A 26,517-nucleotide genomic window follows, 5' to 3' on the forward strand; every position below is an offset into this window, starting at 1 on the left:
GTGGCCATGAAAAATTTCCTTGTACTCATCGCCTTTTTGGCATCGTTTAGTGTTGCATTCGCTCAAAAAGCACCCTTACCCGTTGAAGTGATGGCCGGAAATAATCGGGCCAATTTACTGATCATTATCAATCGGCCGATTGATGCCGCGGGCAAATTCAATTTTTTCAATGTGACGGTTGGTTCGGCCGACTACCAAAATACTCCTTCCGAGACGGAAATTGTATTGAATAATTCCATCACTTATGCGCTTGGCAAAGGATTCAGTGCTGCATCGGGCTTGCAATGGCATTATAAATTGGGTTTCGTCCCTACGCTCGGGTTTCAGTTCTTGAAAGCGAGTCCGGATTATTTGATCGTTGTTTTTCCAACCTTAAATTTCAAACCGGGTCACGCCTTTGAAACGGTCGCTTTAGCAGAATTCAAACCAAAATTATCAGATAAGGTACGTTTATATACGCGTTTGCAAGGACTCTTGGTTCGCGATATCGAAGTAGGAACGCATGCGCGCAGCGGGGCAAGTTTACGCGCAGGTTTGACCTTTGATAAATTTACCGTAGGTTTAGGTTCAAATTTTGATGCTTACGGTCCCATGAAATTTGAAAAGTCAAACCACGGATTGTTTTTCCAAATGCGCTTATGATCAATAAACTAGCCATCCAATTGCGTGAAATGCAGGAATTGTCGGAGAAATGGGAACATAAAAATCCCCGTATTTCGGCGGAATCCGTAGGCTGGCACCTGCTGCATAATTTGCAGGTAATTAATGGGATGATTGCGGGCTTGGCTGCCTCAGATCCCAGTACGTATTCGCCAAAAGCTTCATTCACCAAATGGCTGATTTTGTTGACTAAAAGAATACCACGTGGCAAAGCCAAAGCACCTAAATCGGCCATGCCGAAACAAATCGATAAAGTGGAATTGGATGCGGCTTTGGATCGAGCGAGTTTGAGTATTTTGAATTTGCTGAACCAGTCGGCAAATCAATTTTTCACCCATCCGATGTTTGGCGATTTAAACACGCGGTTGACGAAACGTTTTCTGTGGATTCACACGGAACACCATCTGAAAATTGTGCGGGACATGTTAGCTGATCACAATCCCGAAGTCACTCAATAATCCAGCCAATCCATCTTGGGAAAATTTGGCTTTTTTCAATCGATTGATGGTCGGGGAAATGCGGTAATTGTAAGCATTTCGCAAGTCGGCCTTCTCCAGATTCGTCCGGTCAAAAAGCGCACCGGCTAAATCACATTCCTCAAAAATTGCCTCGCTGAAATTCGCCTCGCTGAAATCAACTTCATGTAGGGAACAAGACTGAAAAGAAGTCCCTTTTCCGTTGATTTGGTAAAAGGATGATAAATTCAACACGCAATTTTTGAAATGCACCTCGAATAAAAAGGGATTGCAGGCTTCGAAACGTAGACCTTGCATCTTGCAACGTTGGAAATATACCTTTTGAAAGGATGCCGCGCTCAATTTGACGAGACTCACATTGCAATCCTCGAACCGACAATCGACGAATTGAAAGTTTTTAAAATCCGCCGATTCAAATTGGCAATTCCGAAAGGTGCAGCCTTCGTATTCGCCTAAAGCCAAGGTGTTAATCTTTTCAAAAATTTGATCTGCGTGGTAGGGTTTTTCCATGACAACAAAATTAGCATATTTCAGAAAATTCCTTCATTTTTACAGACAAACCTATTCAATATGAAACAGACATTATTCGCTTTTGCGTTCTTGTTAACGCTCCCTGCCTTTGCACAAAAACTTTACACCTATCCTATGGGTGTGCAGGCGTATACCTTCCGGAATCATTTCCCGAAAAGCACCGAAAACACCTTGGACATTATCCAGAAAATGGGCATTACCGAATTAGAAGGGGGTGCAACCAAAGGGTATACCGAAGAGCAATTTAAGAAACTATGTTCAGATCGCGGCATTAGCATTCCTTCTACGGGTGTTGGTTTTGACGAATTAGCAAACCCTTTGGAAGCCGTTCGCAAAGCTAAAGCCTTAGGGGCCAAATTTGTGATGTGTGCTTGGATTCCGCATAAAGGGAACGATTTCACTTTGGAAGACGCGCAAAAAGCCGTAGCACTTTTCAACAGTGCGGGTAAAGTTTTCAAAGAAAATGGAATCACCTTTACTTACCACGATCATGGCTACGAATTCCATGCCTATGAGGATGGAACCTTGATGGATTACATCATCAAAAATACGAATCCGGCTTACGTTTCTTTTGAAATGGATGTCTTGTGGACGATGCACGGTGGAGGCGCTGATATGCCAGTGAAATTATTAAAAAAATACCCGAACCGCTGGAAATTGATGCACGTGAAAGACTTGCGCAAAGGGGTTCAAGGTAATTTAACGGGAGGTACTCCTGCAGAAAACGATGTTCCGGTAGGGACGGGCCAAGGAAACTGGAAGGAAATCATCACGTTGGCGAAGAAAAATGGCATCGAGCATTGCTTCATCGAGGATGAAAGTAACCAAGAACTTGAATTTGTGCCAAAGAGCATCGAGTATTTGAAGAACTTATAACGAATTCGTGTACTTTTGTTGGGTGGCTCAGTTGGGCCACCATTTTTTTTGGTCATATGAAAAACATCCTCTTCTTTTTATTGATTAGCCTAGCCGTTTTTGCGCAGGAAAAACATCGTCCACAATTGCACTTCACCCCACCGACGATGTGGATGAACGACCCGAATGGGATGTTTTACGCGAACGGAACCTATCATTTATATTATCAATACCACCCAGAAAGTACGGTTTGGGGACCGATGCACTGGGGCCATGCAACAAGTAAAGATTTGATGAAATGGGAACATCAGCCCATTGCGCTCCACCCAGATAGCCTAGGGTTGATTTTTTCTGGTTCAGCTGTCATTGATCATCAAAATACCTCCGGATTGGGTCGTAACGGAGTTGCCCCGGTCGTTGCCATTTATACCAGCCACAACATGGATTGGGAGAAAGCGGGTCGGATTGACCGGGAGAATCAAAGTATTTCTTACAGTCTAGATGGCGGTCAAACCTTCACCAAATTTGCAGGAAACCCAGTCATTAAGAATCCAGGTGTTGCCGATTTCCGTGATCCGAATGTGTCTTGGTATGCGCCGGGAAAGAAATGGATAATGGCCTTGGCGACGCAGGATCGCGAGACATTTTATTCTTCGCCCGACTTGAAAAATTGGACGAAGGAAAGTGAGTTTGGCGCTAAATTTGGAGCACATGGCGGCGTTTGGGAATGTCCAGATTTATTCCCGATGCAAGTGGATGGCAAAACGAAATGGGTCTTGATTGTGAACATTAATCCAGGTGCGCCGAATGGCGGTTCTGGTGCTCAGTATTTTGTTGGGGATTTTGACGGCCATCAATTCATCGCACAAGATGAAGAAACCCGCTGGGTGGATTATGGTCGGGATAATTATGCCGGGGTTACGTTCCACGAAACGGGAGATAAGCGAATCTTTATGGGTTGGATGTCCAACTGGGATTATGCGACCGTTGTACCTACAGGCTCTTGGCGCAGCGCGAATACCTTAGCGCGGGATTTGAAATTACTTAACCAGGATGGCAAATATTTGCTTGCTTCCACGCCGGTCGAGGCAGTTTCAAATTACGTGAATAGTACAAAAACAATCAAGTCGAATCAAGGCGTAAAAACAGCTTCGGCGTTGCAGCGCTTATCTGGCAAATTACCCGTGCAGGATTTTTCGATAACCCTTTCCAATGCGAAAGGTGAAAAAGTAATCATCGGTTTTGAAGCAGCTAGCAACCGGTATTTCGTGGATCGCGATGCATCGGGTGACCTCAGTTTCAGTACTAAATTTGCTGGCAAAGCCTATGCGCCACGTTTTTCAAAAGCGGATACCATTGACTTTAGTTTGATCACGGATGTTGCCTCGGCCGAGTTTTTTGCTGATGGGGGATTGTCGGCATTAACAACGATCTATTTTCCGTCTGAGCCGTTTAAGAACTTGAAAGTTACTGCGACAAAAGGCCTTCCATTCTTGTTGGAGGACCTAAAGCCTTCCATCTAACTATTTCAGAATCGGTTTCAGTTGTTTCAGTCGGCCGTCGATTGTTGATTCGTCGATGGTCAACCCGAGGATCTTCCCGACCATCGGATAGACATGTACATTTTCGAATGCCGGAATTTTTATGCCGGTTTTAAATGCGGGGCCCCAAGCTTGAAAACTTGCTTGCATCGCTGGAAGATGATTGTCGTAACCATGTTTACCCGGACTCGGTTTCCTTGTGCCAAAATTGAAAATGGATGGGTGATTCGGAACGAGTAAAATATCGCCCAGCCGATTGAAGTAATCGTCTGATTTCCGGTAATGCCAATGTGCCGGTGTTTCATCCAACAAATATGCCTGGAACAGATTTTGTTTGCGGAGTTCATTTAGGGCATTCGGAACAATTGCGGGTATTTTGGCAAAAACATGCACTAAGGCATCACCCGAAGGGACCTTAAAAGAAGCTGTATCCTGTAAAAGAGCAGGTTTCCGCAAGGGATGTTCGGTGTCCACCGTCGTCATGCCATGATCTGAAACAAACACGTAATTTATCGGCAATTTTAAGGGATCTAAGGCCGCTTGTAGCTTCGAAATACTTTGGTCTACAAACGTAACCGCATCTCCCACCCGTGGGTCTTCCGGACCGTATTCATGCGCATCATGGTCTACCTCAGGGAAATAAAAGGTAATCAAATGCGGACGTTTTTCAGCTGGCAAGGACAACCAATCCTTCACCGCCTGAATGCGTCGTTCGATCGAAATGCTCTCGTTGTAAGTATATAAATACGTAGGACGAATGCCTTGAATATCAGCTTCTGATGCGACCCAATAGAAACTCGCGCTCAACATGCCTTGCTTTTCAGCCAATACCCAAAGTGGCGTTCCGCCATACCATTTGCCCTCGGCCACCATCTTTTTGTTGCCCATGCTGTATTCTTGCCCCGACGCCACATCGTAAAAGCGGTTGTTAACTAAGCCGTGGTGTGACGGATATAATCCGGTGACAAGCGTATAATGGTTTGGGAAAGTCAAGGTGGGATAAGACGGGATCATCGCCTCAGCCTTAACGCCATTCGCCGCTCGGCTCTGCAGAAATTTCGCGCCATACTTGACCGAAAAGTCGGACCGAAATCCATCAGCCGAGATTAAGATAACATAAGGTTTAGCTTGTTGGGAAACCGCATTCCTTCGTTCTGCGTGGACGATTTGAGTCGTATCCTGGGCAGACACATAAACGGATAATATAGATAAGATGATGAAGTAGTAAAAACGCATAAGGATGTTTTAGCGGTTGAAATTACATAAAATATCGCTTCCAAAAGCAAAAACCCCAGGTAGCCCCAGGGTTTTGATTAGGATATGCTCACCTGTGGAATAGGGAGGCTTTGAATTTTTGCTTCCCAGAGGGCCAACTCGTCTTTCATGTCTTGCAGCGTGGGCAAGTTTAGGTTTTGGTAATAAGCGACACCACTTAAGAGGTTATCTCGGAATGTTTTGAGGTAGCGCTCTTGTTTCGTTGTCATGGACTCCACGCTTTTTTCGACCTCTTTTTTGAGGTAGTCGACGTATAGGCCTAGTTCCTTCACAAATAGGTTGGGGCGCTGTTGGGTGTTGAGAATATTCGCCCGACCGTAAATATGATCCACCATTTCTTTCAAGGAAAAGGTACCGGAGAAATAGGCTAAATTCGGTCCCGGGCATATCGCCACGGCATGCTGGTGATGTGCAGGTTTGATGTCAAAGTTTTGCAATGCTGAAGTCCCCAGTCCCGTACATAGACAGACTTTCTCGGTGATTTCGGCATAGGCCTTTTGGTATTCGTTTTCCGCTAAATCTTGCTCGGCGAGTTGTTTCAATTTTGCATGTTGGTATTTCCGTGATGCCGTACAAATGGGCTTCTCGGTAAACTCCGTATTGGTTGCCAAATATTCCAAGGTACATGGACTGCCTGGTCGGCCTTTTTCAATCCGCTCTAAACGTTGTTTTTCGGAAGAGCTTTTTCGGAAATTATTAAAAGGAACTCCTAGTGGCGAAGCGTGGCTCATATAATAATCACTTTCTTCTGCCTCTGCTAAGGCTTTTCTTGTTGCAGGGTCTACTTGCGTTGCTTCGGGAACCAGTAAAAATGGGCTACCCCAGCCCGTTCCTTGGGTTTGGTAATGTTCCTGTAATAATTCGTCTTCGGCATGCGTCCCGATTCCCCCTTGCACGGTAACGCGCATGTCGGGATATTGGAGAAATACGTTTTGGCCTTTTTCTGCTAGATTTTTTTGACACATTTCGAACAACTCGCTCATCAAGGCTTGTCGGTTGGTCTTAAATTCTTCCAAAATTGGCCCTATCAAAAGACCATCTGTTGCAAAGGCATGTCCGCCACAGTTCAAGCCCGACTCGATGCGAAACTCAGATACCCAAATCCCTTTTTTGGCTAAGATTTTTCCTTGGGTGACGGCGCTTCGGTAGTCGCTTACCTTGAGAATAATCTTCTTTTTTAGCTTGCCTGCGGTATCTGGGAAGAAATCTGGGAAAGTTTCGATGTAGCCATAGAGCATCGGATTATATCCGGCAGAAAGAATGATGGATGAACTCAAATCACTTTGTGCGTATCCTCGTAAAGCCGCCAAAGCATCCGCAAATTCCTTTTCCAATGCGTTCCCTTTTTTATCGTAATTGATTTTATTCACCTTCGACATGATGTTGACATCGATGGATCCTGCCACGACGTATTTACGCAAATTACCCTGTTTGATGAATTTTTGGCATACATCTTCCGTCGCGAGCATGTCCAAGTATTCCGCCTTTTGTGGCGCATGATCTGGCAGCAATTCGAAATAGCGGGCAATGTCGGATGCAGGTTCAAAGGCTTGGTTGCGGATCGTTGTCGTCTTGTCCTGCACAAGTGTTAGCAGTAAATTCAGGTAGGCCGTGATGCGTTTGGCACGGAAATCCGCTTCTGTTTTCGCGATGGGCGCAAAATGTAGGTTATGCTCTTTGCTGTAGGCTTCCCGCATTTCCTCTACTAAATGATCGTCCACGATGGAAACGACGGAGGAAATACCGAAGGGGCCAACCTTCACGGGTGTATCGATGGTGAAACCTAATCCCATCACGGGAATATGAAAGGTATGTGCGGCGGATTTTTGCATATTCTTGTCAAATTTTAAGAGCTACAAAGGTCGGCCGGGAATTTTGGACTAAATATGATTTTGGTCAGCAACAAAAAAAACACCCCAAGTTTGCTTGAGGTGTTTCAATTTGTCGGAATGGAATATTACTACTTATATTTCTTCGCACGGGCATCTTGAATGACGCCTTTCCAGTTCATTCCGAAGCCAAAATCATAGCGATGTCCTTCTGCATCTAAGTGACATTCCATGTCAAAAGGAACATCTTCTTTTTGTTTCTCAACCACTTGCATGCTCGCAGGCATTTGCATCGGCAATAAGGCTTGCGGTTCTGCCTTGCCTGCAAGGATGTCTAAAATCGCTTGATCCTGTACGCCGAAACTCGCTAATATCGCATCTGCTTTTCCTTCGATTTCTGCAAAAACCATTGGATTGCTTACGTTGACCGAAACAATCACTGGTTTCCCTTGCATCTTTTGACGCGTCTCTTCGATCAATTCCATGTCAGTCACATTGCGTGATTTGGCTGTTTTGCCTTTATACGAGCGATTCGTGAAATTCTCCAACGGATCTCCTCCTGCAATGCTTACCTCGCGTGCATCATGAGCCACATAGTCGCCATATTGCAAGGAAATTGGGACATAGCCATTGCCTCCTTTGGCAACATCTTCTTTCTCATAGCCAATGCTTCCTTTGGGATTTTCGATGCAGACCAATGCCAGATCTGCTTCCGCGGGATTGCCTGTCACATTGAAATATTTCTTCACCAACTCCATGTTGATCGGGAAATCATTCGATGCCGGAATCGGGAATCCCAAAAAGTGACGGGATGCTGCGATGAAACGTTTCGGAATGTAAATCGTCTTCTTGGTTTGAATAGGAAGGACATTTCCTTTGTTTTTCAAAAGCACGATCGATTGCAATTGTGCTTGGTAACCGGCTTGCATGAACTCCGGTTTTCCCACGGTAGCTTTTGTCGTGGCAGGATTTTGGTATGGATTTTCGAATAGCCCTACTTGGAAAATATTGCGCAATAAACGAACGGCTGATTGTTCCATGCGTGCACGCATGAAGGGTTCGCCATGTTCTTTCACGCCCATCGCATAGGCATCGATGATCGGCTTCATATCATTGTTTCCGCCAAATTGATCAGCTCCAGCCATTAAAATCTTGTAATGACGCTCTGCCATGTTCAAGTTTTCGACGCCCCAAACTTTGCCATCGATGAACACATCCATCGCCTTATGATCCCCGGTTACACTCCAGTCCGTACAAACCACGCCATCATATCCATATTGTTTACGTAGCAAGTCGGTCACTAAATACTTGTTGTAGTTATTAGCCACATTTTCATTCGTTTGGTTCCACGAAATCGTGTAATAGGGCATCACGGCAGCGGCTTTTTTCGTTTGCCCGGTTAATTTAAACGCTCCTTCTGTGAAGGGAATCAGATGTTCATTGAAGTTGTTGCCCGGATAAACGGCGAACTTTCCGTTAGCATAATGTGCGTCGCGGCCTGCTTCACCAGATCCGCCACCTGGCCAATGTTTGACCATGGCATTCACGCTTTGGGCTCCCCAAGTTTCATTTTGAAAACCATTGCAATAGGCTTCTGCCATGGCTGCAGATAGTTTAGAACTTTCGCCAAAGGTGCCGTCAAAGCGTAACCAGCGCGGTTCCGTGGCCATGTCTACTTGCGGCGACAAGGCCGTTGCGATACCTAACGCACGGTATTCTTGTGCGGCAACTCGACCGAATTGTTGGATCAACTCCGGTTTAAATGTAGCTGCCATGCCCAAAGAACTTGGCCACATGGAAATCAACCCACCTGCTGCAGCATTGAATTCCGCGCGCGCTTGTGTTCCGTGGCGCGGGTCTGTGCTGTTGTTTGCTGGGATACCTTTGCCCATCGATTCGCAAAATGCCTGAATTTTATTATTCCATTTGGCAGCATCTTCCGGGGAAGAGACGGTTGTCACCAATACATGACGTAGATTATCTTCTTTCAAGAATTTCTTTTGTTGGTCGGTCAGCTCACTCGCATCCATGGTCTTAGGATCGAAGGGTTTGCCGCTATAAGTTCCCGCAAAATACCCATCGGGCCTAGCTGGAATGGCTTGATGGCCGGAATACAACATAAGACCTGCAATCTCTTGCACGCTTAACTGCTTTGCCAGGTCGGCTGCACGTACGTCCACGGGTTTCCGCCAATCTTCGTAGCTGTCTAATTTTCCGTTCTTGTTTAAATCTTTGAAAGATAAGCCGTCTTTCTTGATGATTTGAATGCGGGATGTCGCAGAATATCCCAAGGTTGGTCCTTTGGATTGTTTGATTTCCACGTGTTGCGCGAAGGCAGCGGTCGAGATGGCTAAAAGGCCAAGTAGTTTTTTCATATGTTAGGGCATTTATTCCTGCAAATGTAGCAAAATGATACAATAATAAAAGGGACTATTTTAGGATAATTTTCCAGTTTTTGCTTTGAGTCACGCGTGGTTTTTCGCCATGTTTGTAATACACATTAATTCGATTATCGCCTATTTCCACATTCTCGATGTGTGCTTCTTTCCAAGTCGATGGCATGCGTGGGGCAATTGTAATTTCACGTAAATCGGCTCGAGGTTGAATCCCAAAAAACTGTTCTACGATGGGAACCGCAAAACCGAATACGTTCCATGCTTGAGTGAACATGCCAAAATCAGGAGATACTTCGTACATACTACCGGGAAGTGCATAGCTGAAAGAGCGCGTTAATTTTTGGATGTAGTCGAGCGCCTGGTCAGGCCTGCCATAGTTGTTTTCTGCTACGGCCATCACGCCGGTAGGGAGTGTCATTACCGCGCCGGTGTAGGTAAATATTTTGGGTGCTTTGTAAGCGCCGGCATCTGTACCTGCTGATGCATCTCGGTCGATTCCCGTGACAAAAAGTCCAAAGGGATTCGTGAATTTTTTCGCGGTTTCTAATGCTTTCGTTGCTTTTGCTGAATCGGCAACACCTAGTTCGAGAGGCGTATTTACGACCCAATTGTGATGCACGACGAATGGGCGTGCCTGATCGCTGGGATGTTCTGTGATGTACTTTCCTGTTTGCTTTAATTCAGCAACCGCCCAAGGCTTGTGCAGTGTATCCGCCCGAACAATCGCTTGTTTGATTAGCTCAAGAGCCTCTGGGTCCTTGCTTCGAAAGTCGGCATACGACCCAAAATCCGCATTCCAAAAGCGCTCATTAATCTGCATCTTAAGTTGTTTCGCTTGGGTTGCATACGCGTCTGATTGTTTATTTTCCCCAAGGATTTTGGCCATTTCAGCGGCATCTTGTAAGGCTTTTTGTGTATAAGACGCCACATCAATCATTTCACTGTGAAGTCCTTGAATTTCCATCATGCCGGAGCCATCCGGGAATCCGTTGTGATCTTTGTCGTTCTCGCCCAACAACCAATTCAGCCCATTTTTGATCGAAGGGAAATAAGTATTGAGTAGCTTTTTATCTCCTGTCCATTGAAAAACTTTCCAAACTAAGGAGGCAAACTGCGCTGTTTCGTTCAAATTTCCGGGATTGAAAACCGCGCCATTGGTCGAGACTTCGTGGATGACCCGACCGTTTTGATTTGCCTTTTGCGAGAGGCGATGAATCAAATCCATGGAGCTCAAAGTCAACTCTTTTTGTCCGATGGCGATGGCGCCTTGCAACGCATATTCGCTATCGGTACCAAACCACCAGGGATAATCGGGCAGTCCAGCGCTGATGCCCCGACCGATTCCCGGGACGTCGCGTGTTAGGCCATCGGTATTGTATTGCAACCAGGTATAGGCCTCTTGAATGTTTTTATCAGGGATATTGATTTTACTTTTCTGCGCTAATCCGTTCACACGGCTCCATTTTTGTTGGAATAGCTTTGCGGCATTTTGTTGGAGCTTCTCATAGGTTTTTAACGCCAAGGCCTTGGATGTTGCTGAACCCGCGATGTAAAATTGAATCGTTTTTTTGCCGCCTGCAGGAATTTCTAATGTGTAATTGATGGATTTCGCGATGCCATTTCCAGCAGAATTAAAGGGGATGGGCGCAGCTCCTGGGATACCCGCTTCGTTTGCTCCCACAATTGCAAACCAGGGATTTTTTTGGTCCTTGAAAATCCATTGCTTGTTTTCAAATACGGCATGGTCTGCATGGTCATGCATATTTGTCCGTTCGCCTAGCCATGTGGGACGTAAATCGGATTTGGCTTGGAAAACAATTGGGGTGGTGATCGTTTGTGTGCTTTTGTTTTCGATTTCAAATTCAACAACACAACCTGTTAGGCCATCGGGTACGAATTGCGTTCGCTGAATTCGGAAGTTTTTTGTTTGGTAATGATGTTGGTTGGCAATCGGGAAATTGGTAAAACTTTCCGCCTGTGTTAAATCTTGGCCATCAATAGAAACAATAAATCCGTCAAGCAGTTTAATGGGATGTGCCCAAATGCCGCCCATTTCACCGGTGATGTGCCATCCTAAATCGGGGAATTGTCCGTTTTGGTGGCCAACGAGGTATAATCGGTCGCCCGTCGTAGCAAATGGCGAAGCCAGGTAGCTTTCCTTTCCCGGGATATGAGGTAGGTTTTTGACTAAGTCCGTGATACCTTGCGCATATACGTTTGGTAGAATTAAAAAGGCAATAAAAAGCTTTCGAAAGGACAACATAGGTTCGGATAATTATGTGCCCAAATTACATTAAATTGCTGAGATGAAAATAGAAATTTGGAGTGATATCATGTGTCCGTTTTGCTACATCGGAAAACGGCATTTAGAGCAGGCCTTGGAAACCTTTTCAGGCCGCGATGCGGTGGATATTACGTGGAAAAGTTACCAATTAGACCCTACGATTCCGATGTCGTTTAAAGAACCTGTGGGTGTGTATGAATACTTGGCAGATCGGAAAGGCTGGACATTGGAGCAGTCGGAGCAGATGCACGAGCATGTCGTGGAGATGGCAGCTTCCGTCGGTTTGGAATACAATTTTGACAAGGCGGTGGTGGCTAATTCTTTGTATGCGCATCGTGTGATTCAATTGGCCAAAGAAAAAGGCTTAGACGATGCGATTGAGGAGATTTTCTTCCGAGCTTATTTTACCGATGGGAAGGATTTGGCGTCAATTGATACCTTGGTTGCCTTAGGCGAAGAAGCAGGCTTGGAGGCCTCGGAAATTCGCGCGGCGATTGACTCGGAGGAGCTCGCATACCGCGTGAGTCAGGACATTCAAGAAGGCGTAAATTTAGGGGTTCGCGGAGTACCGTTTTTTGTTTTTGACAGAAAGTATGGTATTTCAGGTGCGGAACCCATTCAAGTTTTTATCGATACATTAAACCAAACACAAAATGCAAGTTAAAGGGTATGGCGCTACGAGCGCTGAGGTGCCAGTGGCGCCGATTGTTTTTGAACGTCGGGAAGTGGGTCCGCATGATATTCAGATTGATATTGAATATTGTGGCGTATGTCACTCCGACATTCACATGGTGCGCAGTGAGTGGGGCCCGTCGATTTATCCCATCGTTCCCGGTCATGAAATCGTGGGAAAAGTTGTTGCTGTGGGTGCACATGTGACGAAGTTTAAAGTAGGCCAAACGGCGGGTGTTGGAGTTTTTGTGGATTCTTGTCGGGAATGTCCCTCTTGCCAAAAAGGTCAAGAGCAATATTGCGACGAGAACATGACAGCTACGTACAATGACTTATACCGCGATGGGAAGACGCAGACTTTTGGCGGATACTCGGCGAATTATGTGATTGATGAAAAATATGCCTTGCATGTAAATTTTGAACAAAAGGATTTGGCACGCGTGGCTCCTTTGTTGTGTGCGGGGATTACGACCTATTCGCCTTTGCGTTTTGCGGGAGTAGGCAAGGGTCATAAAGTTGCGGTGTTAGGATTGGGTGGTTTGGGTCATATGGCGGTAAAATTTGCTGCGTCTTTTGGAGCAGAGGTTACGATGTTGTCTACCTCTCCATCCAAAGAAGCGGATGCGCGTTCGTTAGGGGCGCACCATTTTGCTTTGTCCACAGACCCGAAACAAATGGAGGCCTTGAAAGGCTCATTTGATTTTATCTTAAATACAGTGGCTGCCAAACATGACTTGAACGCTTTCTGTGGTTTATTGAAGGTGGAAGGCAAAATGTTATTGGTTGGGATTCCACCCGAAGACAATACTTTTGGGGCGGCGACCTTGATTTCGAAACGTCGGAGTATCGTGGGTTCGATGATTGGGGGTATCGCAGAAACACAGGAGATGTTGGATTACTGTGCGGAGCATAATATTCTGTCGGATATCGAAATGATCTCAATGGCGGATGTGAATACGGCTTATGAGCGTGTGATCAAATCCGACGTGAAGTATCGCTTTGTGATTGACATGAAGACTTTGTAGGTTTTTTTGTTGGAAATTTTAGGCGCTGCCGAGGCTTATACCTCGGCAGCGTCACTATTTTAGGCGTTTTTAAGTAGCGGAAAAACGGGGTTTGGTCTATATGTTTTTCGGATATTTTTGGTAAATTTTAATTTCGCCAACCATCAAATTTATTCGAACATGAATCCAATTGCTTTTTCATTGGCAGCGATGTCTGCTGCAGTCCCAAACCAATCGGGTGTTTTAGCGGCGCATTTTGAGAACATTCTAGGAACGTCATTGGACGTGAAAATTTTAGCTAATTCATTTGAATTGGCCGAAAAAGCGGAGGCGAAAGTCTTGTCGGAATTCCGTCGATTACAGGCCATTTTAGGAAGTGGCGAAAATCACGAGTTTGGAAAATGGCAACAATCAAAGGGTGAAGCTATCTCGGTTTCATCGGAATTACATACGGTTTTAGGCTTATTTGATACTTGGTCTGAGGCGACAAAAGGTGCTTTGAATGCGGCTGCAGAGGAAATTCGGATCAATGGTTTTTCAGCGAAGGTAAATCAAGCGCAATGGGAATTAGGTGATGCAGCGGCTACACGATTAAGTGATGCGGAATTGCGTTTACATACGTTCACCAAAGGCTATATCATGGAACAAGTCGCGGATGCAGTCATGGCAGCGGCGGGTGTTCGCGGAATCATGTTGAATGTTGGGGGTGATATTTTGAGTAAAGGGGATTTGCATGAGGCTGTTCGGGTATCGGATCCTTTGTCGGATGCCGAAAATGGATCATCATTAAGTACGGTTTCTATCCAAAATCAAGCGATTGCAACGAGCGGCACGAGCCGTCGGGGAGCACATATTTTAGATCCACGTACGGGGGAGCTAGCCTCGGGTAGTATTTCGGCAACGGTTATTCATCCGGATGCCGTGACGGCGGGAGCTTTGGCTACGGCATTTAATGTGCTTTCGGTAGATGAGTCCAAAGCCTTGGCAGCCGAGTATCCAGGCACGGAATATCTGATTGTTGATAATTCAGGGGAGTTGGTGATGAGTGAAAACTGGTCGGGACAGTCGGTGTCTATGGACTCGCCCATTGAGATGGTTCATGTCAAAGATAAGCTTTGGACAGCGGGTCAAGAGCTCTTAATAAATGTGGAATTGGCTAATTTGGGTGGCGGTGCTCGCAGACCCTATGTTGCCATTTGGATCGAAGATGAACAACATAAGGCCGTACGCCGACTGGCATTATGGTATAGAAAGCCTCGTTGGCTACCCGATTTGCGTTCGTTCTCAGATGCGCAGCGTGAAACCCCGATCGACTTGATGTCCATTGCTTCGGCAACCCGTTCGGCGGGGAATTATTCCTTGATTTGGGATGGAAAAAATGATCAAGGGGAATATGTGGTTCAGGGAAATTATACGGTATATATTGAGGCGGCAAGGGAGCATGGATCGTACCAATTGATGAAGCAAACGATGAAGTTTGATGGGAAAGCGAAGTCGCAGGCTTTGGCTGGGAATGAGGAAGTTTCAGGGGCAAGCTTAGTTTATAAGACAAAATAGGATGAAGCGTAAATTAGCGGAGTGGTCGCGGTGGCTACATATTTATTTATCGATGTTCAGTTTCGTGATTGTGCTTTTCTTTGCTGTGACGGGCTTAACTTTGAATCATTTGGAGTGGTTTCCAGAGAAGGAAACCCTACGTGATTCGGATGGGAAATTGAATCCGACTTGGGTGAATGTGGCGGATACGGCGCAGGTGAAGAAGCTGGAAATCGTTGAGCTATTTCGTTCGGAATACCGCGTGCATGGGGTATTAAATGATTTTCGGATCGATGAGACGGAAATTTCCGTTTCGTTTCAAGGTCCAGGTTATACGGCGGATGCGTTTATAGACCGTTCAAAAGGGACCTTTCATTTGACAGAAAGATCCCTGGGTTTTATTGCTTGGATCAATGATTTGCACAAGGGCCGCGACACGGGTCAAGGCTGGAAATGGGTCATTGATTTCTCGGCCATATTCATGTCCTTGATATCCCTGACGGGCATCATTTTATTGCTCTTTTTGAAGAAAAAGCGTATTAACGGACTCATTTGGTTAGTGGCCGGACTAGCCCTCGTAGTACTTTTATACTTTTTTACGGGGCTTTAATTTCAGGCTATCCGCTGGATAAGTTGCTTTAAGCATATCCATTTGTGCCTTTGCCCAAGCAATCAGTGCGTCTTTTTCTGCTGCGCTCAAATTCGCTTTGGGGTGTAGGCCGAAATAGGTGTATGATGGCATGGGCATTTCGCCTTCTTCGACGGTTTCGATGACCTCTTCTAATTTATGATTTTGAACGGCAATCGGCATTTTGGTGAACGTCGAAAAGTTCAAATGCTCTTTTCCTTCCTCGATGTGATGATTTAGCCAGAAGCCAACAGGTTGGATATTGGAATACCAGGGATAGGTACTTTGATTCGAGTGACAATCGTTACATGCATTTGTCAACGTTTCTTGCACAGGCACAGGAATGCTGTACTTCGTCGAGATGTCGTAGGTCTTGTCGTTGCTTTCGTTTTTTTCCGGGTGAATGAATTGGATGATGGCTAATAGGGCTACCACGCCAAGGATAAGTTTTTTCATAGGGTCTTTTAGTTAACGATTGGAAAGTTATCAAATATCTTGGAATTAAATGTCTAATTTTGACCTCAGCATTTAATTAAGTGAGAATGCGTTTATTTGAGCGTTTACTTTTTCGGTATGTTTTGATTGGAGTACCCGTGCTAGTTTTTGTAGGGTGCCTGATCAGCTATGCTGTGAATGTTCCTTGGTTAGACGATTTTGAAGTAGTGCCCTTTATGCTTTTCAATTGGTTGCATGAAGCCGACTTTCAGCGAAAAATGGCCTTGTTATGGGCACCGAATAATGAACACCGGGTCGTAACATTGAAGTTGTTAGCGTTGGTTAATTATTATGTATTTGGCCAAATGAACATCAAATGGATGATTTGGCAATCGCATTTGTACCTTATCCCTTTGTTTGGGTTGATTTGGCGAATTATTCCCAAAGAAAATCGGCTTTTGTATTTTATCCCCATCCCGTTTCTGTATTTGAATTTCCAATATTTCCTTTCGTCGTTCTGGATGATTGCGGCGGTGCAGCACAATTTAGTTATTGGTTTTGGGGCGATTTCGATGTATTTATTGGGGAAATTAAATTCCCGTCGATTTGCCTTCGCCCTGGTTTTTACCTTGTTGGCCTGCCTATCCAATTCAGACGGGCTGTTTTTTATTGCGATAGGCGCTTTGGTGCTATTTTTACAGTACCGATTTAAGGAATTAGTGATCTGGTTGGGCTTGTTGATATCCGTGATTTTTGTGTTTTTTTGGAAGTATCCGAGTATGTCCTATCACGAGACGGGGATGGCTTATTTTAAATTACACCCTTTGGAGAGCGTTCAGGGCTTTTTTGTTTTCATGGGTGGCGGATTTGATTTTTGGTACCGAGAGCAATCGACGTTTCGCCACGTTGAAACCGCATTCGTTGGGGTTGTTTTGGTGGGGATTGTTGTGTGGATTTTGGTTCAATTCATTGCCCAACAAGGTTTCAGGGAGATTTTAGCCCGTTGGCGTACCCAAACACTTACCCAAGCACCTATGCTCTTCGTGTTTTCTATGCTTGTTTTTTGCTTGATGAATGCGGTAGCGATAAGTATCTTGAGGTCTTCTTTTGGGGCGTATGTTTTTTTGATTGGGAATTATAAGATTTACCCGACGTTGGCTTTGGTTTTTGTCTATTTGCTGGTGCTTTTGTCGGGAAAGATTTTTCCGGCGCGCATGGGTATCGTTTTGATTTTTAGTATTACGTTTTGGATATTTAGTATCGGGAATAGTTGGGCCGATGTCAAAGAGCGCAAGCAGATGCTGCTGCGCGATTATGCCTCCGTTCGAAATGGGGGAGTGGGTTTAGGTTTTACGACAGAACAACAATCGAGGTTTGGAGTCGCTAACGTATTGAAGTATTTTGAAACCAAAGGAATGTATAATGCGGACTAAAGGAGTTATTTTTTTGTTGCTATTGAGCTTTGGGATGCAAGCCCAAAATCATGTGGAGGAGGTGAAGGCATTTCGCGCTGCGCGAATTAATAGCCTTAAATCAGAGACAGGTTGGTTAAATTTAGCCGGACTTTTTTGGTTAAAGGAGGGAAAAAATACGTTCGGAGGAGATGAAAAGAACGATTTTGTCTTTCCATCAGACCATTCGGATCCGTTCTTGGGGGAGCTTTTGTTGAAAGACGGGAAGGTCTATTATCAAACGGTAAGTGACACCATGTTAGTTTATCAAGATGGAGTAAAAGTACCCGTCATTTCGTATCGATCATTGCGCTGGTTTATCATTAAAAGAGGCGAAAAATATGCCGTTCGCCTACGGGATTTAGAAGGGGAATATGTAAAAGCATTTAAAGGAATTGATACGTTCCCTACCGACTCCGCCTATCGGGTCGTGGCGGATTTCATTCCCACCAAAGGCAAAATGGTCACGATTATTGATGTGACGGGGAGGGCGTATGCCTTGGAATCGCCTGGCTTGTTGCGTTTTAAATTAGGGAAGTCGTTTTATGAATTGGAAACGAGTCAAGAAGGGGATAGCTTGTTTATTGTTTTTGGCGATTTGACCAATAAGCAACAGACCTACGGGGCGGGTCGATTTATCGATACGGCTTTGCCGGATGCCCAGGGGAAAGTCCTCATTGATTTTAATAAGGCCTACAATCCACCTTGCGCGTTTACACCGTTTGCTACTTGTCCTCTACCTACTGCGGCCAATAAATTAGCCGTGGAAATTAAGGCCGGAGAGCAATTTCACGGGCATTGATCGAATTTCGGTATAGGCAGTTTATCAGTTGTCTTATAAAATGATGTGTTTAGGGGAATTGCAGGGGGATAATGAAGGATTATCAGGAAACTTTTATGGGTAGGCTGTAATTTAGACGCTGCCGGGGTCGTAGACCCCGGCAGCGTCAACCCCCACCTTCATCGCAATCAGGAATGAAGGCTGTAGCGATGCATCTCATGCCCTTCTTTTTCAAAAATTTCTTCCCTAACGAAGTTTAACTTCAGCAGTAATTTGATCGAAGCCAAATTGTCGGCCCGGCAAATAGCAAGCGCGGATTTATGCGTTTTTAGTTGGTATGCCAGCCACGCTTCACTTGCTTCGAACGCATAACCGTTTCCTTCGTACTCGGGTAATAATGCATAGCCTAAATCAGGGCTTGGAAGAAAATCTCGTTGAACCCAGGTTACCACGCCTACCGGCACTTGACCAAGTTTTGTTTCAATGGCCCAATAGGTGATGTCGGGATTGCCTAGCATGTTTTGAAGGTAATCAATGGCTTGGTCTCTTGTACGGACTTTTCTGTCGCCAATGTAGCGAATAAAGCCCTGGCAGTTTATCAAGTTCATGATAAAATCGGCATCATCAAGGCTGATTGGGCGCAGCAGGAGCCGATTTGTTTGGATAATTTGCATTTATAAGGAAACTTTTATGGGTAGTCCGTAATTTAGACGCTGCCGGGGTCGCTGACCCCGGCAGCGTCAACCCCACCCTACAATTTTCTTAACACCACAGCACATCCACCTCCGCGTTGTAGTCGATAGGTTAAATTTGAGCTCTTGGAGACTAATTTTTTCTCAATCACGTACGCCTCTGGATTTTTTTCAAAATCAGCATCATCCGCATCGCGGTAAAGCATGGCCTCATAGGCCGTTCCTGGATCCAAGAAATCCAGCGAAAGCGAAACATTCCGTGCGTTTTCATCCGTAATTGACCCAATAAACCAAGTGTCCTTGTTTTTTGCCTTGCGGGCAATCGTCACATATTCCCCGGGCTCAGCGGATAAAACTTTGGTGTCATCCCAGTCGACGGCAACATCTTTGATAAACTGAAAGGCATCCAAATGCCCTTCGTAATTCTCCGGTAAATCTGCCGCCATCTGCAAGGGGCTGTAAATTGTGATATAAAGTGCGAGCTGCTTCGCCAAGGTTGACCGCACCTTCTGCGTCCGCGTCGAATCAAATTGATTTAAAGACATGTGGAACAGGCCTGGCGTGTAGTCCATTGGGCCACCCATCAAGCGCGTAAATGGCAAAATCGTCGTATGTTCCGGAACAATTCCGAGGGTTGGGGCATTGTTAAATTCGGATCCACGCGCCGCTTCCGCCGCCATCCAGTTCGGATAGGTTCGATGCAAGCCTGTCGGATGTACGGATTCATGTGAATCGACCATGAGTTTATATTGGGCAGCCTTTTCAGCCACACGATTATAATGATTCACCATCCACTGGCTATCATGATGCTCGCCACGCGGAATGATTTTACCCACATAGCCCGTTTTTACGGTATTGATTCCTTTGGAAACCATGTATTGATAGGCAGTATCCATCCGACGTTCATAGTTCGTCACTGATCCTGATGTCTCGTGGTGCATAATTAAACGTAAGCCTTTGGCTTGGGCATACTGCGTCAACGAATCAATCGCATAATCTGGATAGGGGCTCACAAAATCGAATACTTCCTCTTTCCAATTTCCAAACCAATCTTCCCAGCCCTGATTCCAGCCTTCCACCAAAACGCCATCAAAACCATGTAGAGCCGCAAAATCAATGTAGCGCTTCACATTCGCCGTATTCGCCCCGTGTTTTCCGCCTGCCAATGGCCAGTTCGCCTTTCCAATGTGCATTTCCCACCACATGCCCATGAATTTCTGTGGCTTAATCCAGGTCGAATCCCCGAATTTGGCAGGCTCATTTAAATTCAAAATCAATTTGGATTCCAAAATCTTCTCCGCCTTTTCACTCATCACCATCGTCCGCCAAGGCGTCGAAAATGGGGTTTGTAAATAGGCTTTGTTGCCTACCGCATCTGGGACAAGCGCCGACTGGAATGTCTGCGTCGCTTGATCCAAACGCAAATGCATGGCCGGATAATTGACTAAAGCTGCTTCATGAATATTCAGGTAAAATCCATTGGCAGATTTCATCATCAAGGGTGTTTGAACGATATTTTTACCCATCAGTGCCGTCACCGCGATGTCCTTTTCCTTCGCCGCTGCTGCCGTGGCATCGATTTCGCTTAACTTTGACTTACTGTACGTATATTCATTGGTCTCATAATCACCCGGAATCCAAAATGCGGTATGGTCGCCCGACATGTTGAATTGCGTCAACTCCTGGTCTACGACGAAATGCTGGAAGTTGGCCTGCACCGGAAAATGGTATCTTACTCCTACGCCATCATCAAATACGCGAAAAATTAAATCAATCAACACGCCATTGCTGGACGTATGCAAGACTAATTCATTGTATTGATTGGAAATTTCTTTGACTTCTCCCCAAATAGGTTTCCACGTTGTGGCAACGGTGGACGAATCGATTCCAGTTACGGTGAATTTCTTCAATTCCAAAGCTGGTTTTTTCAGCACAAAACCAACTGTTGAGGACGAAATAACTTCTTTCCCTTTGAGATATACTTGATAGGCCAAAGAACCATCTGGAATTTTAGAGGTGCTGAGTTGGATGGTCTTGTTGGGGGAATAAAACGTTGCGACTTGCTGGGCGGAACTAGAAAATGTGATGAATACCAGCAGTAGGCAAAACAATTGCTTTAACATTGTGTTTAATTTAGGGTTTACAAAATTAACCAAATCTTTCTGTAAGCCCAATTTTGATTTAGTTCAGTCAGTTTATCAGTTTACGTATAATTGAGTGGCTCTGAGCTGTTTTTTCGCAGATTATGTTACAATATCAAGAAACTTTTATAAAAAGCTACTAACTTAGACGCTGCCGGGGTCAAAGACCCCGGCAGCGTCAACCCCCCCCCCCAGACCTATGCTTGAAAACTTGATTCATTATTTTGACACAATCCCCAGCGCACACCGTGCCTTGATTTTAGCTGGCGGAATCGCCTTTTTTTGGTTGGTAGAAGGTGGAATACCTTTGGTTCGTTTTGGGTATAATAAATGGAAGCATGCAGGGATCAACCTGTTTTTCACCCTTACAACTATTATTATCAATTTTGCCTTTGCAACGATCATTGTCATGGGGAGCGATTGGGCTGTTCAGCAGCAATTTGGCTTATTGCCTTTAACGGGTCTTATGGGCTGGGCCCAGCTCATCTTGGGATTATTGCTTTTGGATTTGGTGGGAGCCTATTTCATCCATTGGATTGAACATAAAATCAAAGTATTGTGGAGGTTTCACATGGTGCATCATGCGGATACGATGGTGGATACGACGACGGCTAATCGCCATCACCCAGGGGAGAGTGTTTTTCGTGCCATTTTTACCTTGATGGGGGTCTTAATTTGTGGCGCTCCTATGTGGTTGGTCATGATTTACCAAAGCATGAGTGCCCTTTTATCGCAGTTTAATCATGCCAATATCCGTTTGCCAAAAGGCCTAGATAAAGCCATCTCTTTTTTCATCGTTTCGCCCGATATGCACAAGATTCACCACCATATTGAGCGTCCTCAGACCGACTCGAATTATGGGAATATCTTCTCGATTTGGGACCGCTTATTTGGGACATTTAATTATACACCCATCGAACAAATTCGTTTTGGTTTGGATGTTCTTCCGGACGAAACAACGGGGGATATGCGATTTCAATTAGGCATTCCGTTTAATCGAACGATCAAAACCGACGAGTAAATTTTTCATTTAGTGAGAGCCGTTTAATCATTTGTTTCTACGTAGCCATATTTTGAATATGTCCGACTTTTCGAAAGTAGGACATATTGAAAATCGGCGAAATCCTTTCGTGCGTTAACCTAGTAAGCATTTCCCATTTCGCACCCAAGAGATGACCCCATGTCATGTTTATTAGGGTCTTTTCTTTTTAGGTTATTTTTTACTTTTACATTCAAGTAAAACCAACGAGAGCATTTATTTGCTCCGTCTTCTAAATTATAACCAAATGATTCATCAGTCTACTCAGGCCCTACCTGAGTTGGTGTCTGTTCGCCTTTTTTCTGCGATTCCTCAGGCATCTTCTCGTATCAAACAATTCTTACGAATTACCTTAGCGAGTAAGTTCGTAATTCTATTTTCCACTTTGACGCTTTTGGCATCATTTAACTCCTACGGACAATACAATCTATCTGTTTCTTTTTCCGATGGATTTGTCGGTGATAATACGGCAAACAATAGCTCTACTACAGCAACAACATTAACTACAAAAGGGTGGTCACTAGCCCAATTTACGCAAAACTCAAGTGCCTCCATATTTACAGCACAAGGGAATGATATTATTGGAAATGTAGTCTTAAAAGATGCCTTAGGGACAATTCACACAATCCCTGGTTTCGTAAAATGGCGTTCTCCGAGTGGTAACAGTCCAAATACATTAGTTTTTTCTCCTGATGTATCAGTCTCTGCAACATTAGCGATTTTAGGTGGTGGAACTTATACAATAAATTCGACCAAATATATAGGTTTGACATTCAATGGCGAATCGGTACCAATTTCAGGAGGTGTAGTCAATGGTAATGCAGCGACAAACGGTTTATTGGACGCTTTAAATGCCTATTTAGCCGCTTCGCCAAAGTTAAGTATTAACAACGTTACGGTTAATGAGGGTGCTGGCACCGCGACTTTTACGGTAAGTTTATCCCTTAGTTATCCGTCTGCTATTACTTTAGACTATACAACGTCAAATGGATCAGCGACAAGTGGTAGTGATTATACAACGACAACTAATACATTAACTTTTCCAGCGAATACAACAACTTCTCAAACCATTACGGTCCCAATTTTGGACGATGGTACCTATGAGGCCTCAGAGTCATTCAATGTTATTCTATCGAATTCGGTGAATGCTGCGATTTCGGATAATACAGGGGTTGGAACAATTACAGACAACGATGCTCCTATAACGCCTACAGTTACTACTGCTAGTGGATTATCTACATTTTCGACTTGTTTAGGCTCCCCATCAACGGCGCAGACCTTTAGCGTTTCAGGAAGTTTGTTGACAAACGATATCGTTGTAACCGCGCCTTCGGGCTATGAAATCTCATTGTCTTCTGGTTCTGGTTATCAAACATCTTTGACATTGACTCAAGTTTCAGGTACTGTGGCTTCGACCACCATTTATGTAAGGCTGAGTAGCTCTGCATCGAATGGCGTTTCAGGAAATATTACGGTAACATCGACGGGTGCAAACACGGAAAACATTGCAACGGGATCGGCAGTTGTCAATCCTTTACCTACTGTTACAGGTTCAACAGGGAATTCTCGCACGGGTACAGGAACTGTTAACTTGTCAGGAACTGCATCATCTGGCGCTACGTTGGATTGGTATGATGCAGCAAGCGGTGGAAACTTTTTGGGTTCTGGTTCATCTTTTACTACTCCAAGCATAAGCTCAACAACAACTTATTATGCAGAAGCTCGAAATACAACAACAGGCTGTATTTCCTCTTCTAGAACAGCCGTTGTTGCAACGGTTAATCAAGCGGTCACTGATTCTGACGGTGACGGTGTATCCGACACGCAAGAAGCTTTGGACGGCACGAATCCCAACGATGGTTGCGATTATTTAGTAGCTAGCCAAGTTTTTGCTAACACATCATCAACGTGGCGCAATGCGGATTGCGATGGTGACGGTACGGCCAACGGCACGGATCCTGAGCCTTTGAATTTCTGTGTAGGTGGTACGGGTATCGTTCCTGCAAACGGTACAGCTGCCTATGATGTATTCCGTTACCAAGATTGTGATAATGATGGCATCCTAAACGGCTTGGAGTGTAGCTTAGGTGTTAATTGCCCCGACTTTGACAATGATGGTATTCCAAACTACTTGGATACAGATTCAGACAACGATGGAATCGGAGATATCACAGAAGGAAATATTGATACGGATGGCGATGGTAGCGCGAACTACATTGACTTGGATTCTGATAACGATGGTATTTTGGATAGCCGCGAAACAACACAAGATCGTGATGGAGACGGCACGCCTAACTACTTGGATTTAGATTCTGATGGGGATGGCATTTTGGATACAGTAGAAGCCACCGCTGATTACCGTGCCTTCGAAGATAGCAACGGCGACGGTGTTTGTGATCGTGGCGGTGTAACGAGCGACGGGAATTACAATGGTATCCCTGACCAATTAGAACCTGCTTACGGCGGTCGCATGTTAGAAGTACCTGATACAGACAAAGATGGCACACCTGATTTCTTGGATTTAGACGCTGATGGCGATGGTATTTTAGATAGCATCGAATTAAATGGCGATATGGATGGCGACCAGCACCCGAACTACCGCGATGGCGATAGCGACGGAGATGGCGTCTCGGATTCGGTGGAGAAATTCGGTGACATGGATACCGACGGAAAACCAAACTTCTTGGATTTAGATTCCGATGGAGACGGTTTGTCAGACCAATACGAAGGCTTGAACTTATGCTTTGATTGTGGTCGCGTTGATAACAATGATGATGGATACGATGACCGCGCCCAACAAGATTCGAAATATCCTGCGGTGGATACCGACAAGGATGGCGCATATGACTTCTTGGATTTGGATTCAGATAACGATGGTATTCCTGATGCTTTTGAAGCAGGTAACGATCCTAAGAATCCTGTGGATACCGATCAAGATGGTACACCAGACTTTAGAGATATTGACAGTGATAACGACGGCATTCCCGATGCGATCGAAGCGGGTGCAGATCCATCTGTTCCTGTGGACACTGACCAAGATGGCACGCCAGACTTTAGAGATTTAGATTCCGATAACGATGGTATCACGGATGCAATCGAAGCTGGGGCTGACCCAACCAAACCTTTGGATACGGACGGCGATGGTATCTATGACTTTAGAGAATTAGATTCAGATAACGATGGCATCTCAGATAACATCGAGAAAGGCCCTACAGCTACACCGGTTGACACGGACAAAGACGGCACGCCTGACTACCGCGATATCGATTCTGATAACGATGGCATCTTGGATAACATCGAGAAAGGACCAACAGCTACACCGGTTGACACGGATGGCGATGGAACACCTGACTTCCGAGACTTAGACTCAGACAACGATGGCATCTCGGACAACATCGAGAAAGGACCAACAGCTACACCGGTTGATACGGATGGCGATGGAATAGCCGACTTCCGCGACTTAGATTCGGATAACGATGGTATCTCGGATAACATCGAGAAAGGACCTACAGCTACACCGGTTGACACGGATGGCGATGGAATTGCCGACTTTAGAGATTTAGATTCAGATAATGATGGTATCTCGGATAATATTGAAAAAGGCCCTACCGCTAATCCAATCGATACAGATGGCGATGGCTTACCAGACTTTAGAGATTTGGATTCTGATAGCGATACGCTTTCGGATAACATCGAGAAAGGACCTACGGCAACACCTGTGGATACGGATAAGGATGGCAATGCCGACTATAGAGATTTAGATTCGGATAACGATGGTATTACGGATAAGATCGAGGCTGGCCCAGATGCGAAGAATCCTTTGGATACGGATAAGGATTTGACCTATGACTTTAGAGATATCGATTCGGATAACGATGGTATCCTGGATAAGGATGAGGACAATGTCAACATTGCTGGCTTAGCGGATTGCGACAAGGATGGTATTCCCAATCGCCTAGATCCAGACAAGTGTCCTAGCTTCATGCCACAAGGAATCTCACCAAACGGCGATGGCAAGAATGATACATTCATCATTCCAGGCATCTTGAATGCACAACCGAATACGGTGACGATTTTCAACCGTTGGGGTAACATTGTTTATGAGAAAGACAATTACCAAAACGATTGGCATGGCCAAACAGATCGCGCCTTTGATTTACTTGCAAGCGATGGCTTGCTACCTGATGGAACCTATTACTATGTAGTGGATTACAAAGGCAACAAATCAAACGTGAAGTCATTCATCTACGTAAACCGATTGGATAAATAATGATCGGCTCAAACAATAGAA

At 45.0% G+C, this 26,517-nt stretch carries 20 protein-coding genes; 12 read left to right on the plus strand and 8 right to left on the minus strand.

Going from position 1 to position 26,517, the window contains the following annotated elements; translation table 11 throughout:
* Nucleotides 1–6 precede the first annotated feature (6 nt).
* Both PQG45_RS06345 and PQG45_RS06350 read left to right on the plus strand, forming a co-directional pair.
* Nucleotides 7–642: a hypothetical protein gene (locus tag PQG45_RS06345; protein WP_316070494.1), complete on the plus strand. Its 636-nt coding sequence runs from the start codon at nt 7–9 to the stop codon at nt 640–642.
* A complete protein-coding gene (locus PQG45_RS06350; RefSeq protein WP_316070495.1) occupies nt 639–1,118 on the plus strand; it encodes a DUF1569 domain-containing protein in 480 nt (159 codons plus the stop codon). Before PQG45_RS06345 ends, PQG45_RS06350 begins: the two co-directional genes overlap by 4 nt.
* On the opposite strand, the gene PQG45_RS06355 is transcribed toward PQG45_RS06350, so the two are convergent.
* Entirely contained in the window at nt 1,086–1,646 is a 561-nt protein-coding gene (locus PQG45_RS06355; protein WP_316070496.1) for a pentapeptide repeat-containing protein, read from the minus strand. The genes PQG45_RS06350 and PQG45_RS06355 overlap by 33 nt on opposite strands.
* Before the next feature lie 60 nt (nt 1,647–1,706).
* Between PQG45_RS06355 and PQG45_RS06360 the strand changes: the two genes are divergently transcribed.
* Both PQG45_RS06360 and PQG45_RS06365 read left to right on the plus strand, forming a co-directional pair.
* Nucleotides 1,707–2,543, plus strand: a complete 837-nt coding sequence (locus PQG45_RS06360; protein ID WP_315574650.1) for a sugar phosphate isomerase/epimerase family protein — start codon at nt 1,707–1,709, stop codon at nt 2,541–2,543.
* A 56-nt stretch (nt 2,544–2,599) separates the two neighbouring features.
* Entirely contained in the window at nt 2,600–4,045 is a 1,446-nt protein-coding gene (locus PQG45_RS06365; RefSeq protein ID WP_316070497.1) for a glycoside hydrolase family 32 protein, read from the plus strand.
* On the opposite strand, the gene PQG45_RS06370 is transcribed toward PQG45_RS06365, so the two are convergent.
* From PQG45_RS06370 to PQG45_RS06385, 4 genes are all read right to left on the minus strand, one after another.
* Nucleotides 4,046–5,299, minus strand: coding sequence for an alkaline phosphatase family protein (locus PQG45_RS06370; protein WP_315574653.1), 1,254 nt, complete (start codon nt 5,297–5,299; stop codon nt 4,046–4,048). It abuts the gene before it with no gap.
* Between the two features lie 77 nt (nt 5,300–5,376).
* Entirely contained in the window at nt 5,377–7,170 is a 1,794-nt protein-coding gene (locus tag PQG45_RS06375; RefSeq protein WP_315574655.1) for a hypothetical protein, read from the minus strand.
* Between the two features lie 128 nt (nt 7,171–7,298).
* The gene (locus PQG45_RS06380; RefSeq protein ID WP_316070498.1) at nt 7,299–9,542 is read right to left on the minus strand and encodes a glycoside hydrolase family 3 protein; all 2,244 of its coding nucleotides are present in this window, start codon (nt 9,540–9,542) and stop codon (nt 7,299–7,301) included.
* A gap of 55 nt (nt 9,543–9,597) precedes the next feature.
* On the minus strand, nt 9,598–11,826 hold the full coding sequence (locus PQG45_RS06385; protein WP_316070499.1) for an alpha-L-rhamnosidase-related protein: 2,229 nt from the start codon (nt 11,824–11,826) through the stop codon (nt 9,598–9,600).
* A gap of 43 nt (nt 11,827–11,869) precedes the next feature.
* On the opposite strand from PQG45_RS06385, the gene PQG45_RS06390 reads away from it, so the two are divergent.
* The 4 genes from PQG45_RS06390 to PQG45_RS06405 all read left to right on the plus strand — a co-directional run bounded on the left by PQG45_RS06390 (nt 11,870) and on the right by PQG45_RS06405 (nt 15,669).
* Complete coding sequence (locus tag PQG45_RS06390) at nt 11,870–12,511, plus strand: DsbA family oxidoreductase (RefSeq protein WP_316070500.1); 642 nt, start codon at nt 11,870–11,872, stop codon at nt 12,509–12,511.
* Nucleotides 12,501–13,544 (plus strand): NAD(P)-dependent alcohol dehydrogenase, encoded by a 1,044-nt coding sequence (locus PQG45_RS06395; protein WP_315574661.1) that lies wholly within the window; start codon nt 12,501–12,503, stop codon nt 13,542–13,544. The genes PQG45_RS06390 and PQG45_RS06395 overlap by 11 nt, the downstream gene beginning before the upstream one ends.
* Nucleotides 13,545–13,703: 159 nt before the next feature.
* Nucleotides 13,704–15,080 carry a DUF2271 domain-containing protein gene (locus PQG45_RS06400; RefSeq protein ID WP_315574663.1) on the plus strand — a complete coding sequence of 459 codons (1,377 nt, stop codon included), beginning with the start codon at nt 13,704–13,706 and terminating at the stop codon, nt 15,078–15,080.
* A gap of 1 nt (nt 15,081) precedes the next feature.
* On the plus strand, nt 15,082–15,669 hold the full coding sequence (locus tag PQG45_RS06405) for a PepSY-associated TM helix domain-containing protein (protein ID WP_316070501.1): 588 nt from the start codon (nt 15,082–15,084) through the stop codon (nt 15,667–15,669).
* On the opposite strand, the gene PQG45_RS06410 is transcribed toward PQG45_RS06405, so the two are convergent.
* On the minus strand, nt 15,646–16,143 hold the full coding sequence (locus PQG45_RS06410; protein ID WP_315574667.1) for a heme-binding domain-containing protein: 498 nt from the start codon (nt 16,141–16,143) through the stop codon (nt 15,646–15,648). The genes PQG45_RS06405 and PQG45_RS06410 overlap by 24 nt on opposite strands.
* A gap of 86 nt (nt 16,144–16,229) precedes the next feature.
* Between PQG45_RS06410 and PQG45_RS06415 the strand changes: the two genes are divergently transcribed.
* Both PQG45_RS06415 and PQG45_RS06420 read left to right on the plus strand, forming a co-directional pair.
* Nucleotides 16,230–17,555, plus strand: coding sequence for a hypothetical protein (locus PQG45_RS06415; protein WP_316070502.1), 1,326 nt, complete (start codon nt 16,230–16,232; stop codon nt 17,553–17,555).
* Complete coding sequence (locus PQG45_RS06420) at nt 17,545–18,375, plus strand: DUF1684 domain-containing protein (RefSeq protein ID WP_316070503.1); 831 nt, start codon at nt 17,545–17,547, stop codon at nt 18,373–18,375. The genes PQG45_RS06415 and PQG45_RS06420 overlap by 11 nt, the downstream gene beginning before the upstream one ends.
* Nucleotides 18,376–18,542: 167 nt before the next feature.
* On the opposite strand, the gene PQG45_RS06425 is transcribed toward PQG45_RS06420, so the two are convergent.
* Together PQG45_RS06425 and PQG45_RS06430 are read right to left on the minus strand one after the other, a co-directional pair.
* Entirely contained in the window at nt 18,543–19,028 is a 486-nt protein-coding gene (locus PQG45_RS06425) for a GNAT family N-acetyltransferase (RefSeq protein ID WP_316070504.1), read from the minus strand.
* Nucleotides 19,029–19,105: 77 nt separating this feature from the next.
* Nucleotides 19,106–21,169 (minus strand): glycoside hydrolase family 97 protein, encoded by a 2,064-nt coding sequence (locus tag PQG45_RS06430; RefSeq protein WP_315574675.1) that lies wholly within the window; start codon nt 21,167–21,169, stop codon nt 19,106–19,108.
* A 229-nt stretch (nt 21,170–21,398) separates the two neighbouring features.
* On the opposite strand from PQG45_RS06430, the gene PQG45_RS06435 reads away from it, so the two are divergent.
* Both PQG45_RS06435 and PQG45_RS06440 read left to right on the plus strand, forming a co-directional pair.
* Nucleotides 21,399–22,208, plus strand: coding sequence for a sterol desaturase family protein (locus PQG45_RS06435; RefSeq protein WP_316070505.1), 810 nt, complete (start codon nt 21,399–21,401; stop codon nt 22,206–22,208).
* Nucleotides 22,209–22,473: 265 nt separating this feature from the next.
* On the plus strand, nt 22,474–26,496 hold the full coding sequence (locus tag PQG45_RS06440; RefSeq protein ID WP_316070506.1) for a T9SS type B sorting domain-containing protein: 4,023 nt from the start codon (nt 22,474–22,476) through the stop codon (nt 26,494–26,496).
* The last annotated feature ends 21 nt before the right edge of the window (nt 26,497–26,517 follow it).

Source organism: Aquirufa regiilacus (genome assembly GCF_032470275.1).
In the GTDB taxonomy this organism is placed as follows: Bacteria; Bacteroidota; Bacteroidia; order Cytophagales; family Spirosomataceae; genus Aquirufa; species Aquirufa regiilacus.